Source organism: Nitrincola iocasae (genome assembly GCF_008727795.1).
Taxonomy (GTDB): domain Bacteria; phylum Pseudomonadota; class Gammaproteobacteria; order Pseudomonadales; family Balneatricaceae; genus Nitrincola; species Nitrincola iocasae.
In genome coordinates, this window is record NZ_CP044222.1 from 3744389 (window position 1) to 3761147 (window position 16759).

General features: G+C 50.3%; 14 protein-coding genes. 5 read left to right on the forward strand and 9 right to left on the reverse strand.

Annotated elements, in window-relative coordinates:
* Positions 1–13: 13 nt before the first annotated feature.
* Genes F5I99_RS17250 through F5I99_RS17265 form a run of 4 tightly spaced genes read right to left on the reverse strand, consistent with a single transcriptional unit; the run spans position 14 to position 4309 of the window.
* Positions 14–1066: a glycosyltransferase gene (locus tag F5I99_RS17250; RefSeq protein ID WP_151058181.1), complete on the reverse strand. Its 1053-nt coding sequence runs from the start codon at positions 1064–1066 to the stop codon at positions 14–16.
* On the reverse strand, positions 1063–2307 hold the full coding sequence (locus F5I99_RS17255) for an O-antigen ligase family protein (RefSeq protein WP_151058183.1): 1245 nt from the start codon (positions 2305–2307) through the stop codon (positions 1063–1065). Before F5I99_RS17255 ends, F5I99_RS17250 begins: the two co-directional genes overlap by 4 nt.
* Positions 2304–3404 (reverse strand): glycosyltransferase family 4 protein, encoded by a 1101-nt coding sequence (locus tag F5I99_RS17260; protein WP_151058185.1) that lies wholly within the window; start codon positions 3402–3404, stop codon positions 2304–2306. Before F5I99_RS17260 ends, F5I99_RS17255 begins: the two co-directional genes overlap by 4 nt.
* On the reverse strand, positions 3401–4309 hold the full coding sequence (locus F5I99_RS17265) for a mitochondrial fission ELM1 family protein (RefSeq protein ID WP_191905886.1): 909 nt from the start codon (positions 4307–4309) through the stop codon (positions 3401–3403). Before F5I99_RS17265 ends, F5I99_RS17260 begins: the two co-directional genes overlap by 4 nt.
* Positions 4310–4499: 190 nt before the next feature.
* Here F5I99_RS17265 and F5I99_RS17270 point away from each other — a divergent pair, with 190 nt between their 5' ends.
* Positions 4500–5498: a branched-chain amino acid aminotransferase gene (locus tag F5I99_RS17270; protein ID WP_151058189.1), complete on the forward strand. Its 999-nt coding sequence runs from the start codon at positions 4500–4502 to the stop codon at positions 5496–5498.
* A 55-nt stretch (positions 5499–5553) separates the two neighbouring features.
* Here F5I99_RS17270 and glnE read toward each other — a convergent pair whose 3' ends face one another.
* On the reverse strand, positions 5554–8448 hold the full coding sequence (gene glnE / locus F5I99_RS17275) for a bifunctional [glutamate--ammonia ligase]-adenylyl-L-tyrosine phosphorylase/[glutamate--ammonia-ligase] adenylyltransferase (protein ID WP_151058191.1): 2895 nt from the start codon (positions 8446–8448) through the stop codon (positions 5554–5556).
* Between the two features lie 188 nt (positions 8449–8636).
* Between glnE and F5I99_RS17280 the strand changes: the two genes are divergently transcribed.
* The 3 genes from F5I99_RS17280 to argA all read left to right on the forward strand — a co-directional run bounded on the left by F5I99_RS17280 (position 8637) and on the right by argA (position 12047).
* Entirely contained in the window at positions 8637–9317 is a 681-nt protein-coding gene (locus tag F5I99_RS17280; protein ID WP_151058193.1) for a TIGR00153 family protein, read from the forward strand.
* Between the two features lie 21 nt (positions 9318–9338).
* A complete protein-coding gene (locus tag F5I99_RS17285) occupies positions 9339–10604 on the forward strand; it encodes an inorganic phosphate transporter (RefSeq protein ID WP_151058195.1) in 1266 nt (421 codons plus the stop codon).
* Between the two features lie 102 nt (positions 10605–10706).
* Positions 10707–12047: an amino-acid N-acetyltransferase gene (gene argA, locus F5I99_RS17290; RefSeq protein ID WP_151058197.1), complete on the forward strand. Its 1341-nt coding sequence runs from the start codon at positions 10707–10709 to the stop codon at positions 12045–12047.
* Position 12048: 1 nt separating this feature from the next.
* On the opposite strand, the gene F5I99_RS17295 is transcribed toward argA, so the two are convergent.
* From F5I99_RS17295 to F5I99_RS17310, 4 genes are all read right to left on the reverse strand, one after another.
* The gene (locus F5I99_RS17295; protein WP_151058200.1) at positions 12049–13413 is read right to left on the reverse strand and encodes an ATP-binding protein; all 1365 of its coding nucleotides are present in this window, start codon (positions 13411–13413) and stop codon (positions 12049–12051) included.
* Positions 13413–14096 (reverse strand): response regulator transcription factor, encoded by a 684-nt coding sequence (locus tag F5I99_RS17300; RefSeq protein ID WP_151058202.1) that lies wholly within the window; start codon positions 14094–14096, stop codon positions 13413–13415. Before F5I99_RS17300 ends, F5I99_RS17295 begins: the two co-directional genes overlap by 1 nt.
* 12 nt (positions 14097–14108) lie before the next feature.
* Positions 14109–14378, reverse strand: a complete 270-nt coding sequence (locus F5I99_RS17305; RefSeq protein WP_151058204.1) for a PepSY domain-containing protein — start codon at positions 14376–14378, stop codon at positions 14109–14111.
* 108 nt (positions 14379–14486) lie between these two features.
* Positions 14487–14747, reverse strand: a complete 261-nt coding sequence (locus F5I99_RS17310) for a hypothetical protein (protein ID WP_151058206.1) — start codon at positions 14745–14747, stop codon at positions 14487–14489.
* Positions 14748–14902: 155 nt separating this feature from the next.
* On the opposite strand from F5I99_RS17310, the gene ilvD reads away from it, so the two are divergent.
* On the forward strand, positions 14903–16738 hold the full coding sequence (ilvD, locus tag F5I99_RS17315) for a dihydroxy-acid dehydratase (RefSeq protein ID WP_151059317.1): 1836 nt from the start codon (positions 14903–14905) through the stop codon (positions 16736–16738).
* The last annotated feature ends 21 nt before the right edge of the window (positions 16739–16759 follow it).

Below are 16759 nucleotides of genomic sequence, written 5' to 3' on the forward strand. Positions count from 1 at the left end.
AAACAAACAAAAATTATTTTACAATAATTTTTTCGATTATATCTTTGATAATTGGAATTTGGTTTTCAAAAGAATATTTGCAAGCACTAGCTCTTGCATTATCAACAACCTGCTCCCAAGTGCCTGATTGACCCAATGCGGTTTCTATAGCGCTTGCCAAAGACTCTACATCGCCCGTCTCAGCAAGCCAACCAGTCACACCATTTTCTATCTGGCTTGAGGGTCCAGGGGCGTATGTTGATACTACCGGGCAACCATGCGCCATACTCTCAAGAACAACAATACCGAAAGTTTCCTCTTTAGAGGGAACAATAATCAGGTTGATATTTTTTAGCCATTCACGAATATCCGTAATCCAGCCGCTGAAAAACACATTCTGCTGCAGCCCTTTTTGCGCTAACAATGCGTGTATTTTTTGCTCATCATCACCACTGCCAGCAATCGTCAGTGAAAGAGAGCGCCCTTTTCCTATCAATAAAGACATGGCTTCCACTAGATCTTCAAGACCCTTCTCGGGTGAAAGTCTACCTACAAAACCAAGTTTCACTACATCATCAACTGGCTTTAAAGCTATTGACTCTACAGGAAAGTTCCTCAGCATACAGGGCAATACATCCACGTCACCTACAGGCCAGCCATGCTGAAGAAAATGGGCCTTCATATGTTGCGTAACGACTACAAGGTGATCAGCAGCCTGCATCCTTTTATGCTTATAGCTATAAGAAACGCCCAAAACAGGTATATTCAAACCGGAAACAGATTTTGCAATCGTATAAGTGGCTCTTGAATTGACGGTAACCAGCAACTTGATATTGTTATTCTTGATATAACGCCGTGTTTTAAAACGACTAAAAAAATCCCAATAGCCTTTAGGACTATAATCGTAAAACTCAACCAATTCAGGCATCATAGACCTAAACTGGGCATTAGCTGGAGTTAAAGCAACAACTTTATAACCAAGGGTGACCAGTGCATAGGCCATATCAACAAACGCATTTTCGAGACCTCCTTTTCTATCCGAACATAATACCAACCCAATACTATCAAGCTCAGAAACACTACTCATAACGACTGGCCTCTTTGAACCTTGTATTTAAATACAACAGCTATAGCAAGCATATAAGCCATATAGAAGGAATTAGATGAAATATTATGTCTTATATTAACCTCAGTTAATCCACTTACAAAAAGAGCTATAACAACCAGAAAAACTGGAGCAACATCTCTTGCTGAAAGCTTGAAATACCACATCAAAAGAAATGGTGAAATATAAACCCATAACAGACCCAAAAAACCCAACAGACCGTTACGTTTGAGCGCATCAAAAACATCAGAGTGTGAATGGTAATCCACTACATATTCGGGCACCAGTCCAGCTTCAACTATATCTTTCCCAACATGAATAGCTCCTTCTGTTCCATGTCCAAACAAGGGATTGTCAAGAAATATAAGCCAGGAATAATACCAGCTACTCAATCTGATACTCACAGAGGTGAACTCAGCTCCCTTGTGAAAGTGGCTATAAAGTTGTTCTACTGCGAGCTCAACTCTATCACCAAATAGATAGGACGCAGCGGCTACCAAAACCAAAAGAAAAACACCTATTAAAGATCTAAACCAAATGCGTTTATCACTCTTTACTGTCATAAACAGATATATAAAGATTACAAAAAAATACGAAAGAAGAGCACTACGCGTACCGCTAAGATACACAACAACAAGCATTAGAGTGCAGGCAAGCACAACAATAATATTCATCCAATAGCTTTTTGGACTTACCAAAACAGAACCTAAAATAAGACCAAGAAAAAGTACAATTGAATTGGCGAAAGGCACTGAATTCCACCACAACCCAACACGCCCGCCTGAAAGATGCGATGAGTCTTGTGCATACATTCCAAAATATTGAAAAACAGAAGCAAAAGCTGTAACGCATAACATAAAAAACACAGAACCAACTATGATTTTTGTAGTTAGCCTTTCACACTCTAAAATAAAAATTAGTGGAAGAATAAGCACAACATTCCTGGCAACCTGTTCAATCCCACTAAAATCAGAATTACCAAAATAAATATTAAGTAAATCACCTAGCACAACAAAAAAAACAGCACAAAAATAAAATAAAATAGCTTTGTAGTCTATAAAGGGTTTTTCTTTTATTACGTAAAAAAATGCAGCAATAAAATATACTATCGGTAGAATTTTATAAGCTTTATCAACAGCAAAAAAAACTGAAAAAGACAGCGAAGCTACTATCAAATAAAAACCAACCCCTCTGAAATCCATGGGTAAAGTCTGCGACTTCATGAAGCAACCCTCTGATATACAGCTAATGTCTTTCTAATCATATCATTCAGTAAAAAATGATTTTCTATTGGCCTTTTTGGTTCTTGCAAAGACGCTAGGGTGACAATTTTTTCTACGATCCCCACAATACTTCCTGTCTCCACCAGACCCTCGGAGTAAAGTGCTGACAAGGTTTCTTCAACAGCTCCATGCGAATAAGCAATTACCGGCGTTCCAATCGACAGGCACTCAACAACCGTTCGGCCAAAGGCTTCGGCTGTTGTACTGGTCAGCGACAGCATCACATCACTGAGGGCATAAAACTCTTTCATGTCGGAGCGGGTACCAAGAAAGGTAAAGTATTCAGTCAGTGATCGCGCTTCTATCGCGGCCTTCACTTCTGCCAGAAATGCTCCTTTAGGATCGCTACCCACTACCAGAACATGCACATTGGGCAGATGCGTCTTGAGCTGGTCTATCACCTCAACCAGATCCAGATGTCCTTTCCAGCGGGTAATGCGTCCTGGGAAGCAGATCAAAAACTTATCTCGTGCCTGTGGGTTATCGGCATAAAATTGCTCCAGCCAGGGAGCTGATGGACGATAGCCCCGCGGAAACTCATCAGGGTCGATACCCCGATGAATAACGGTGACTTTAGCGGGATCAACCTCCGGAAAATTATCCAGCAGATAGCGCTTGGCGGTTTCAGAAACTGCAATCACTTGCTCACCTTTACCCATAATAGCACTGTATCTATTCACGGAGTGCATGCCGTGCAAGGTGGTAATGAAGCGAGGCCGGGTAGCTGGATCCATACGTCGCCAGGCCAGCCAGACTATCCAGGCAGGCATGCGAGAGCGCACATGGACAATATCCGGCTGTTCCTGCTCCAGCCAGCGCCGAAAGGAACGTACCTGCAATAGTGTCAGCAGCGATTTTTTACCCAGATCCCAGTTCACGTGCCAGCTTCCGGCACGCTCAAGTTCAGTGACTAAACGCCCCCCTGCCGAAACCACGACTGACTCATGGCCAGCGTCTACCAGCCCCTTGGCAATTTCCAGGGTGCCACGCTCTACCCCACCAAGCTCCAGTGCCGGCAGAACCTGTACTACCTTCATAACCAGCCTCTATCTATAATCATCTGCGCACAGCGCTGTGCTTCATTGAACACCTGAGCCGGATGTTGCAAGCTCAGGTCATCGGTGTCACTGTAAATCCTTACCTGTCCCTGCTCCACCAGCGCGCTTAAGCCACGCACCAGGCGATTAGGCTTATCAGCTACACGAGGCACATTGAGTATACCTACCGCACAACCTGCGGTCAGCGCCTCATAAATCATCGACACACTGTCTTCTGTCACCCAGACATATTCAGCGCCAGCCAGTTGCTCTGCCACCCAACCGGGTGCTGTCGACTCAAAAGGGATGAGTTCAACGGCCTTTAGCGCGCCAATCCGGCTGTGTGTCGATGCAGGCGTTCGCCGGGAAGTGGTCAAGGTCCAGTGTATTGCTGATGACTGGGTAATTCCTTCAAGCTGCTGCATTAGGCGGTGGTCATCCCAACGGTGATGCTTTGATGGTCCACCAATAAGAATAACGCCCTGCCCCGACTTTTTTATGCCGGGCCGCATGGGATTCAAAGCGCCCTGGGTACAAATAATATTATCGGCTTCAGCGGGCTGGTCATGTGCCGGTATCAGGCAAAGATCGAACAGCTGACAAGGTAAGCTGGGCTTCATCAGCAGCAGGGTTTTCGCTCCTAACAACCATCCCAGCACTAACAGAGTGAAATGGGTTGCATGACCTGCGGCAATCAACAGATCTGGAGTGCCCTTATCCCGAAGCGATTCTATTTCTGGCGGCAAGTGACGTGTCAGCAGAGTTTTTAGCAGTTGGGCAAGAGGCAGCCGGTGGAGCGTCTCAACCCTCAAGCCAGGAACAATCTCAAGTAGTGCATTCGTCAGTCCTTCACATTGACTGAAATGCCCCGGCTTTGCGTCACGAATTATCCAAACTACGCCCACAGCCATATCCATAGTGGTTTTATTGGTGCCTAATCATAACAGCCAGACTTAAAAAGCCCCAGCTCTGAGGTAAATTTTACCCCAAGGGGCCTCAGACAATTCCCTTTAGCGGGCGGTATGATTACAATCAATAGCTTCTTTGTTCGGTTTTTCCGCACTCATTCAGTAACACGTTCTTGAGGATTTATTCATGGCTGCTGCATTCGGTACCGTTTTCATGCCTGAAATGGCGATCACCTGGTTTGATGGATCAGACTGGAGTGTGCCGGAAATGGTCAGCAGCGACAGCATTACCCTGCACCCAGGTGCACATGTACTGCATTACTCCAGCACCTGCTTTGAAGGTTTAAAGGCCTTTCGCCATGCCGATGGATCGGTCAACATCTTCCGCATGGACCGCAACATTGCTCGCCTGTCCCAGAGTTCCCTCCTGCTGGGCTTGCCTGCGCTGGATGAAGCCAAGGTTGCTCAGATGATCAAGGATACCGTGGCGCGCTTTGCGGATAAGGTCCCGGCTCCTCCGGGATCGCTGTATATTCGTCCGACCCATTTCGGCACCGAACCTGCCATAGGTAAAGCGGCGGTACCTTCCGTATCTTCTTGTTTTTATGTACTGGTTTCACCGGTAGGTGATTATTTTGCCGGTGGTGACAAGGCACTGCGTTTACTCCTGGAAGACCAGGGCATGCGCTGTGCTCCGCATATGGGCATGATCAAAAGCGGTGGCAACTATGCCAGTGCACTACAGCCGATCATGCGCGCTCGCAACTCAGTACAGGCCGACCAGGTGCTCTTCTGCCCGGGTGGTGATGTCCAGGAAACTGGCGCAGCCAACTTCCTGCTGATTGATGGTAACGAAATTATTACCAAAGCCCTGGATGAAAGCTTCTTGCATGGCGTCACGCGTGAATCCATCCTGACCCTGGCCAAAGACCTGGGCATGCAGGTAAGTGAACGTGAAATCACTGTCGATGAACTGCTGCAACGTGCCGCCAAGCCCGGTTGTGAAGCCGCACTCTCTGGTACAGCAGCGGTACTGGCTCCTGTTGGTACACTCATTTTTCAGGGCAAGGAATATGCTGTAGGCCATGGGGGTGTTGGAGAGACAACGCGCAAATTGCGTCAGGCACTCAATGCTATTCAATGGGGCCAGGCCGAAGATACTCACGGCTGGCTGACACGGGTCTAATACATAATAGCCAGCCTGGACAGATGACCTTCTGCCCAGGCTGGCCTGAAACTGCTCAGCACATCACCTCATCCCAAATGCGGGCCACCTGCTGCCGGTATTGGCTTAACTCTTCATCGGCTACCACGCTGCTGGACTGCTCCTGCAAAGCCTGACGATGGCCGACGGATCGTAACACCCGATAGGCATCGCGTAACAACCCGGCCTGTTCTGCCGTCATTAATCCATTCGCCTCGATCCCGTCGAGAATACGAATATTATCGGTATAGGTCAGTAAGTCCGGATATTTGTTAGCGTGATTGAGCACCATAAACTGCACCATAAATTCTATATCGACAATACCGCCCCGATCCTGCTTCAGGTCAAAACTTCCACTGGCATCCGTCGTTCGACTGCCCAAGTGCTCGCGCATTTTTTCGCGCATGCTGCATACCTGTTCCAGCAACACCGCCCGGTCACGTGGCTGTGACAATAACTCAGACCTGACCTGTTCAAAACGCTTCGCCAATGCCGGACTTCCGGCAACCACCCGGGCTCTGACAAGCGCCTGATGCTCCCAGGTCCAGGCTTCTTTTTGTTGATATTGTTTAAAAGCCTTCAGCCCCGACACCAGCAACCCGGAGTTACCTGATGGCCGCAAGCGCATATCAATGTCATACAACTGACCTGATGGCGTAAAGGTATTGAGGAAATGAATCATTTTCTGCCCCAGACGATTAAAGAATACCGGATTAGGTACCGACTTATCGCCATTGGTATTCAGATCCGGATCGGCATCATGAATAAACACCAGATCCAGATCTGAACCATAAGAAAGCTCAATGCCACCCATTTTACCGTAGCCCACCACCACAAAGTCGGGATCACAAGGCTCTCCGGGTTCCCGCATTGGTACGCCGTGCTTCTCCGTCAGCATCCGCCAGGCACTTTGCAGCACCGCTTCCAGCAGAGTTTCGGCCAGCCAGGTCAGATAGTCGCTGACTTTCATTAGGGGTAACGCCTCAGTAATATCTGAGGCCGCCACGCGTAATACATGGGCATGATGGAAATAGCGCAGCGTTTCCATCAACTGCTCCATATCATCTTCCGGCACCCGCAAGAGTTGCTGAGACAGCTCAGCCTGCAGACGGGCTTTGTCGGGTGGGGTAAATAGCGTACGCGGGTCGATCAGTTCATCCAACAACACCGGCTGTTTGGACAATTGTGCGGCAAACCATGCACTGGAGGAGCAAAGCCTCACCAGTTGCTGCATTGCACCTGGGTTTTCGGCGAGCAGCACCAGATAGGCTGAACGGCGCAAAACAGCCTGAATTAACAGCAATACCCGCTCCAATGTTACTTCGGCATTACGACACTGCCCAACGGTTTCCAGCAGCGCTGGCATAATATGAAGCAAGCGGGTCTTAGCCACCTGCTGCAACATCTGCATGGCGCGGGACTGCCGCAAGGACTGCAGTTGCTTAAGCGCAGAGTCTGCATCGGCAAAACCTTTTCGAGACAGGAAACTCAAGACTTGATCCTGATCCATCTCGTCATTGATCAAGGCTTTCCACTCACTTTCATCCGCCGCTTCATTCTGCTCACCTTCGGCTTCAGCCGGTGCGATTACATCAGCAAAATGCTGGGATACCGCCCGGCGATGCTGTGCCAGTTGCTGTTGAAAGCTGTCCCAGTCCGCAAACCCCATTGCCAGGGCAATACGTGCCTGCCCTTGAGGATCATCGGGTAACTCCTGAGTCTGCTTATCAGCGATGGACTGAATCGCATGTTCGGTATTACGCAGGAACACATAGGCCGCAACCAGCTCTTGCACTGCACTTTCCGGCATACCTACATGCTCTGGCAGCAACGGCAGAATATTCAACAGCTCACGCTGTTGCAGTGCCAGATCACGCCCACCTCGGATCAACTGAAACGCCTGGGCAATAAACTCCACTTCACGAATACCACCGGAACCCAGCTTCACATTTTGTTCCAATCCTTTGCGGCGTACCTCACGGTTGATCATCAGCTTCATATCCCGCAGAGACTCAAACGCACTAAAGTCGATATACTTGCGATAGACAAACGGGCGTAACTGCTGCATCAACTGCTCACCCGCGGCAATATCGCCAGCGACTGGCCGCGCCTTGATCATCGCATAGCGCTCCCAGTCACGGCCCTGATCCTGATAATAATGCTCCATGGCGGTAAAACTGACCGCCAGAGGGCCCGCTGTACCAAAGGGACGCAGCCGCATATCTACCCGAAATACGAAGCCTTCGGCATTTTGATTATCCAATGCCTGAATTAATTTCTGCCCCAGGCGAATAAAAAAGTCCTGATTCTCCAGAGATTGAGTCGGGTGATCTGTCTCTCCATTGGCTGGAAAACAAAACATCAGATCAATATCCGAAGACAGGTTGAGTTCATTCGCTCCCAGCTTGCCCATACCCAGCACAACCAGTTGTTGCGGCTGAGCATCGGACCCGGATAGCGGCATACCCCAGCGCTTTGTTGCTCGCTGGTAAAGCCACGTTAGGGTTTCGTCAATGCAGGCATCAGCAAGATGAGAAAGGTCACGGGTTGTTTCGCGCATATCCGCACGTCGTGTCAAATCCCGCCAGATCAGGCGTACCATTTCGTAATTACGAAAGCGACGCAGTTGCTGATGCATCAACGCTTCATCATCAACTTCCGTCAGTCGGGCTACCAGTTTTTCAGCATAACGACCTGGTGGATAAGATGTCGTTATATCACCCTCATCCACCAGACTTTCCAGCCACTCAGGTCGCCGCGTCAATTGATCCGCTACAAAATCGCTGATAGCCAGCACCCGGCACAACTCTTGTGACAGCTGTGCACCAGATTGGCCCTGCAATGACGGGTGAGACTCTAACTGGCTCCAGGGCTTTTCGGCCACCGATTGAAGTCTATCTGGCAACTGAGAAAGTGGATTCTTATCGGACACGTCGCGACTCCCGCTATCAAACGCTCATGATTAGTACACAGCATATCAGACCTACCGACTTTACAGCAGCCCGAAAGAGGAGCCGCCCAATCCAAGCATTGATTGCAAATTTATGACGTTTTTACTACATAAATGTGACTATGACCCTTATAATCGCCGTGTCTTTTCACAAACACAGGTGAGCCCCTATGGTGACCAACAACCCGATCCTGCAAATGTTTGCTCGATCGCCGTTCAAGCCAATGCAGGAACACATTGCCAAAGCACAGGAAGCAGCCGCAGCACTCAAACCGTTTCTTGAAGCTGTACTGATTAATGACTGGGATACAGCCGCCGCTGTGCAGCATCGCATCGCCGTCATTGAAGGTGAGGCCGATGATATGAAACGCGCGATTCGTCAGAATCTGCCCAGTAATCTGTTTCTTCCTGTTCCCCGCACTGATCTGCTTGACCTGTTACGCATGCAGGATAAAGTCGCCAACCGTGCCAAGGATATCGCGGGCATGATGCTGGGACGCAAAATGCAGATACCCGAAGCCATTCAGGCCGAGATGGTCAACTTTCTCAACACCGCCATTCAAACGACAGAGCAGGCTGTTATTGCATTGAATGAGCTGGATGAACTCCTGGCTGCAGGGTTTCGCGGACATGAAGTGAAAGTAGTTGAAAAACTGATCGATGAACTGGACCGCCTTGAGCATGAGAACGATGAACAGGAGCGCAAGCTTCGTACATCGTTATTTGCCGTCGAACGGGACCTGTACGCTGTTGATGTGATTTTCCTCTACCGCATCATCGATGACATCGGTGATCTTGCCAACTACGCACAACATGTCGGTAGCCGACTGCAACTGCTGCTGGCCCGCTAACCTGAATATACGCGAGACGTTATGGACGTATTAGCACAACACGGCACAATTCTGATTATTCTGGCCTGCACCTTTGCCTTTTTTATGGCCTGGGGTGTCGGTGCCAACGATGTTGCCAATGCCATGGGCACCTCGGTCGGCTCCAAGGCCATCACCCTGAAACAGGCGATTATTATCGCCATTATTTTCGAATTTGCAGGCGCCTACCTGGCAGGTGGTGCCGTCACATCAACCATCCGCAGTGGTATTACCGATGCAGGATTACTAGCTGACTCACCGGACTTGCTGGTTTTCGGAATGATGTCAGCACTGCTGGCTGCAGGGATCTGGCTGCTGATAGCCACCCATTATGGCTGGCCGGTATCAACTACGCATTCCATCATCGGCGCAATTGTCGGTTTCGCTGCAGTAGGCATCTCGGTAGACGCCGTGCAGTGGGATAAAATCTGGACTATTGTTGCCAGTTGGGTGATTTCCCCCCTGACCGCCGGATTTATTTCCTTTTGGCTATTCCGCAGCGTGCAGTATCTGATCCTTAGCACCGACGACCCCTTCTCCAATGCCAAACGTGTGGTGCCTTTTTATATATTCCTGGTCGGGTTCATCATTTCTATGGTGACCTTCACCAAAGGGCTGAAACATGTAGGACTGAATCTGAGCTTTTTCGAAAGCAGCATGGCCTCGGTAGTTGTTGGAATTGTAGCCATGTTGGTTGGGGTTTTGATGATCCGCAAGGTCAAATATTCCGCAGCCGACGATAAAGATTTTCACTTTACCAATGTTGAGAAAATCTTTGGCATCCTGATGCTGTTTACCGCTTGCGCCATGGCCTTTGCGCACGGCTCCAACGATGTCGCTAATGCCGTAGGTCCGCTGGCCGCTGTTGTTGGAGTTATCCAGTCAGGGGGAGAAGTTGCTGCCCGCTCAATGATGCCAGCCTGGATACTGCTGCTCGGCGGCATCGGCATAGTGGCTGGACTGGTGATGTACGGTCACAAGGTCATTGCCACCGTCGGTCAGAACATTACTGAACTGACGCCCAGCCGCGGGTTTGCAGCCACTCTGGCGGCTGCCGCTACTGTTGTAGTAGCGTCGGGAACCGGCCTGCCAATTTCGACCACGCATACACTGGTTGGTGCCGTACTGGGCGTGGGGCTTGCCAGAGGTATGGCGGCACTCAACCTGCGCATTATCGGCACCATTTTTATTTCCTGGATCGTTACCCTGCCTGCGGGTGCGTTTCTGTCGATTGTTATCTTCTTTATTCTCAGTGCTATCTTCCTTTGAGGCGGTATTTGCGTTTAAGGTGATAGACCTGAACCACGAAAGTCTGCATTATATTGACAGACTTTCGTGTTTATAAATGACGGATAACAATCAGGTTCCAGCGTGAGCAAAGACAGCAGCGACCAGTATATCGACTGGTTCAGACATTCATCCCCTTACATTAATGCCCATCGTGGCAAAACCTTTGTGCTAATGATTGGCGGGGAAGCCCTGGCTGACCCCAACCTGACCAATATCGTCCATGATATTGCCCTGCTGAGCAGTCTCGGGGTTCGTCTGGTACTGGTATTTGGCTCCAGACCCCAGATAGATGAGCGTTTGCAAGCTTTAGGCCTGCCAACACGTCTGCACCATCACCAACGCATCACTGACACAGCCACCTTGCAATGCGCGATTGAAGCGGCCGGTGTACTGCGCACGCGCCTTGAAGCACTTTTCTCCATGGGCCTGTCCAATACGCCGATGCATGGCGCCAGAATCCGGGTCTGCAGCGGTAATTTTGTTACCGCACGACCGGCGGGTGTTGTCGATGGTTTTGATTTGGGCCATACCGGTGAGCTGCGTCGTGTTGATCAAGCGGCCATTCGCAAGCAGCTGGACCTGAATAATATTGTCTTTATCTCCAATCTGGGTTTTTCGCCCACGGGAGAAGTATTCAATCTTTCAGTCGAAGAAGTCGCCACGCGTACCGCTACGGCACTGAATGCAGACAAACTGATTCTGTTCGGCAGTGAGGCCGGCATCACCGATAGCCATGGTGACCTGCGCAGCGAACTACTGGCCGCCACAGCCAAGCGCTGGGTCAGTCAATACCTGGCCGGACTGGATGATCCCTCGCAGGCCCATACCGAAACCGCACGACTGCTTCAGGCTGCCGCTGATGCCTGCGAAGAAGGAGTGCCACGCTGCCATCTGATCAGCTATCAGCGTGATGGCGCCCTGATTGCTGAACTACTTACACGTGACGGATCCGGCACCATGGTAGTGCGTGAGTCTTATGAACAGATACGTACGGCGGGTATTGATGATGTAGGCGGCATACTGGAGTTGATCGCCCCGCTGGAAGTCAAAGGGATACTGGTTCGTCGTTCCAGAGAACGGCTGGAAACTGAAATTGAGCGCTTTACCGTGATAGAGCGTGATGGTGCCATTATCGGCTGCGCCGCACTCTACCCCTTTGAAGAGGAACAGGTAGGTGAACTAGCCTGTGTGGCAATCGATAACAACTATCGTGGTGGTGAGCGAGGTGATCGCTTACTCGCCTCCCTCGAAACTCATGCACGCGAGCTGGGGCTCACACAGCTATTTGTACTGACGACGCGTACCGCTCACTGGTTTATTGAACGCGGCTTCCGTGAAGCCTCACTGGATGCCCTGCCGAACGAGAAGAAAGCCCTGTACAACTTTCAACGCAACTCCAAAGTGTTTTTTAAGCCACTCTGAGTCATGTGGGCATAGGCAACAGCATCCGGAACCTGGCACCCTTGAGTTCCGGAGAGCTATCCACTTCGAGAGCGCCGCCGTAGCTGCTGAGTATATCCACCACCACGGCCAGACCGATACCCTGCCCGGAAATGGAACTGTCAATGCGCTGACCCCGCTCCAGGATTACCTTGGACTGGGTCGGCAATACACCGGGACCGTCATCTTCGACTAGCAACAGCAAACCGTTGCGCGTAGGGCACGAGGTGATCTGTACATGGGCCGTGCCATATTTACAGGCATTTTCCATCAGATTACCCAGCAGCTCCATCAGATCACGTTCATCGCCGTAAAACTGTGCCCCATCCTCCACAGCGTTATCGATCTGTATCGACTTGTCTGCATAGACTTTGTGGAGCACTTCAGCTACGCGCTGTATCAACGGTTTAACCAATACAGGCTTGGCGGCCAACCCCCCTTTGGATTTAACCGCACGTGCTAACTGGTATTGCACGATCTGGTTCATGCGTTGGCTTTGTTCTTCCACCAGAGTACGGTAAGCCTCCGGAGACAGGTTTTCTGAACTGGCTCCGGTAATAACCGCCAAGGGCGTTTTCAGACTATGTGCCAAATCAGCCAGGGTGTTGCGATAACGCTCACGTTGCTGACGCTCAGTCAAAATAAGCTGATTGAGGTTTTCAGTCACCGGCTGCACTTCACGCGGATAGTTGCCGGAAAGGCTGTCGGATTCACCCTTCTCTATGTGACGCAAGTCAGCTGCCAGACGACCGAGAGGACGCAACCCCCAACGCAAAATCAGGTATTGCATACTCAATGCCAACACCAGCACGCCGATTAATGACCCCCAGAGCCGTGCACTGAAAGCGCGCATCTGCTCACGCAAGCGTTCATCACTACGCAGTACCGAAATCATAAAGAAACGCTCTTCACCAAGCCCTTCCCAGATTATCGGGTACTGAAACAAATAGAAATGGCTGTCGGCCAGGTGGCGAAACAGCACCTGGCCCGGAACGGGAAAGCTGTCGAGCACCTGTGAAACCTGCTCCGTTGGCAACAGGGCCGATGAATCAGACTGCCATAGCAGCTGTTTACGCTCATCACTAATAAACGCATAAATACCCGAGCCTGTTTGAGAAAAACCGGGCTCAGGTAACATTTCCGGTAATTTCAACTCACCGGCATCCAGCTCAGCCAAACCCAGCAATAAATACACCTGAAGTTGTGCCTGAGAACGCTCAGAAGCAACCAGACTGTCATAATGAGCACGCTGCAGTATCACCACGGCAGCCACAATAATCAGCGGCAGCAGCACTAAGGAAGCCAAAAACAGGCGCGACTTAAGTGAACGGGGCAACAAGCGACGCATCAGGCGTCTTTCAATTCCGGATTAAATCGATAGCCCAATCCCCGTACGGTAAGAATAGGCTGTATCCGCTGATCCGGATCGAGCTTCTGCCTCAGTCGGCGGATAAACACTTCCAGCACGTTACTGTCACGATCGAAATCCTGATGATAAAGATGCTCCGTCAACTCCGTCTTGGAGATGGTTTTACCGGCATTCATCATCAAATACTCAACCGTGCGGTATTCATAGCTGGTTAAACGGACTTCCTCATCATGCAAGCGCACCACTCGACTAACGGTATCCAGCATTAAAGGCCCGAAGGTCAATCTGGGTTTGGCATGACCGGCGGCCCGACGAACCAGCGCATTGAGGCGAGCAATCAACTCTTCAGGTTGAAACGGTTTGACCAGATAATCATCTGCACCACTTTCAAGACCTTCCACCTTGTCTTGCCAGTGACCACGCGCGGTCAGAATCAAAACGGGAAAATCCCGATGAGCCTCACGCCAACCTTTAATCACATCCAGGCCTGATAACCCCGGCAGACCCAGATCAACCACGGCAATATCAAACTCATACTCTGTCCCGAGGAACAAGGCTTCTTTCCCTTCTTCACACTCCTCAACGGTATAGCCCTTCTCGGTCAACTGATGACTCAACTGCCGGCGCAGATCCAGATCATCTTCAACAACTAGTGCTTTCATACCAAGGTCCTTTCACGGGTTAAGTATCTCACCATCATCAGGGTTAATCATCACATCCCGGACCCGCCCATCATTGACGATACGAATCAAAAATACCGGTTTTTGATCAATTTCAGCCTCTTCAGCCTTAACCACCTGCCCACCAAAGGCTTCCTGAGCAATTTCTGATGCCCGCATCAGACTGGTGACAGGTTCAGCCACCAGCGGACCCGACAGCAATAAACCACACAACAGCAACGCCACAAACAGGCGTTCAACTAATACACTTCGACCCCTACACATAGGGCTCCTCCGGGGTTTTCTTGTTGGGTAATACCGCAACTCGGCAACTTAACCACTTTACGCCAATGGAAATGAACTGATGATTAACAAAATCCGCACCCACTGAAATCAGCGTTTGCTATTCTCTTCAGCTTGCTGACGCCTAACCTCGCGAATAGAAAGCATCACAAAGCGAATGTTGTAAGCCAGACCTATCACGATGGCTAGTGACGCTGAAACGATAAACAGCATTCCCAGCACCGCCGAGCCGATAGACTGCCCCGTCCATAGACTGATAACAGCAATAATACTGAGCGGAATACCGGTTTTCATACAGATCCGCAGGAAAGGATCCTGACGAATTACTTTTTTATCAACTTTTATTACCATAGGGTTCAGAGCTTCTGTTTGACGTTGAGGCAGAGCAGGATAGAACGCCGATGAAATTTGTTCAAGGTTCAACCTGCTACCATCCTGACAGTCAGAAAGAATCTGATATACTCCAACAAAACCAGACTCAACCAGCCGATCCAAAGGACCCCTCAATGCCAGAGTATCGTTCCAGAACGTCTACCGCCGGTCGTAATATGGCAGGTGCCCGTGCGCTGTGGCGCGCCACAGGCATGAAAGATGATGATTTCCACAAGCCGATTGTTGCTATTGCCAACTCATTCACCCAGTTTGTACCCGGTCACGTGCACCTGAAAGATATGGGCCAACTGGTCGCCAGAGAGGTGGAAAAAGCCGGGGGTGTGGCGAAAGAATTTAACACTATCGCTGTCGATGACGGTATTGCCATGGGGCATGACGGTATGCTCTATTCGTTACCCTCGCGCGATATTATTGCCGACTCGGTTGAATACATGGTCAATGCGCACTGTGCTGATGCGCTGATCTGCATCTCTAACTGCGACAAGATCACTCCTGGGATGCTGATGGCGGCTATGCGCCTTAATATTCCGGTTATTTTTGTCTCTGGCGGTCCGATGGAGGCTGGCAAAACCAAGCTCTCCGAGCACAAACTGGACCTGGTCGATGCCATGGTGATTGCCGCGGATGATTCGGCTTCTGACGAAAAAGTTGCTGAATACGAGCGCTCAGCCTGCCCTACCTGCGGTTCGTGCTCCGGCATGTTCACCGCCAACTCGATGAACTGTCTGACTGAAGCATTAGGCCTTTCACTGCCAGGCAATGGCACGACTCTGGCCACGCACAGTGACAGACGTCGCTTGTTTGAAGAAGCGGGCCACCGGATTGTAGAACTGGCCAAGCGCCATTATGAGCAGGATGACTATTCCGTTCTGCCGCGCTCTATTGCCAATTTCAAAGCCTTTGAAAACGCCATGTCGCTGGATATCGCCATGGGCGGCTCCACCAATACCATTTTACACCTGCTGGCGATTGCGCTGGAAGGTGAAATAGACTTCACCCTGAAAGACATTGACCGCCTGTCCCGGCATGTACCACAGCTGTGTAAAGTGGCACCTAACACGCCAAAATATCATATTGAAGATGTACACCGTGCCGGTGGCATTTTTGCCATTCTCGGCGAGCTGGACCGTGCCGGTAATCTGCACAGCGATCTCCCCACAGTCCATAGCAGCAGTATGGCTGAAGCACTAGAAACCTGGGATATCATGCGTAATCCTTCAGCAGCAGTGATGGAGTTTTACAAAGCCGGGCCTGCGGGCATCCCGACACAAACGGCCTTTAGTCAATCCACTCGCTGGCCAACACTGGACGGTGACCGTGAAAACGGCTGCATCCGTAACCTCGAACATGCGTTTTCACGTGAAGGAGGCTTGGCCGTTCTGTTTGGTAATATTGCAGAAGATGGCTGTGTGGTTAAAACCGCTGGCGTGGATGACTCAATCCTGCGCTTTGAAGGCCCGGCACATATCACTGAATCACAGGATCAGGCCGTTGAGCATATTTTGCAGGACAAGGTTAAACCGGGAGACATTGTCATAGTCCGTTACGAAGGCCCCAAAGGCGGTCCGGGCATGCAGGAAATGCTCTACCCGACCTCTTACCTGAAATCCAAAGGCATGGGCAAGGACTGCGCCCTGTTGACAGACGGACGCTTCTCCGGAGGTACCTCCGGCCTGTCAATCGGCCATGTTTCACCGGAAGCGGCCGCTGGCGGTGCCATAGGGTTAGTCAGGGAGGGCGATCCTATCTGTATCGATATTCCCAACCGCAGCATCAATGTACTTTTGCCTGATGAAGAACTGGCCAAACGCCGTGTTGAACAGGATGCTATTGGCTGGAAACCGGCCATGGAGCGCCCCAGAAAGGTATCCTCAGCGCTCAAAGCCTATGCTAAGTTGGTGACATCCGCTGACAAAGGAGCCGTCAGAGATCTTAGCCAGCTGGATTAATCGGATGGAGGGGCGTGTACT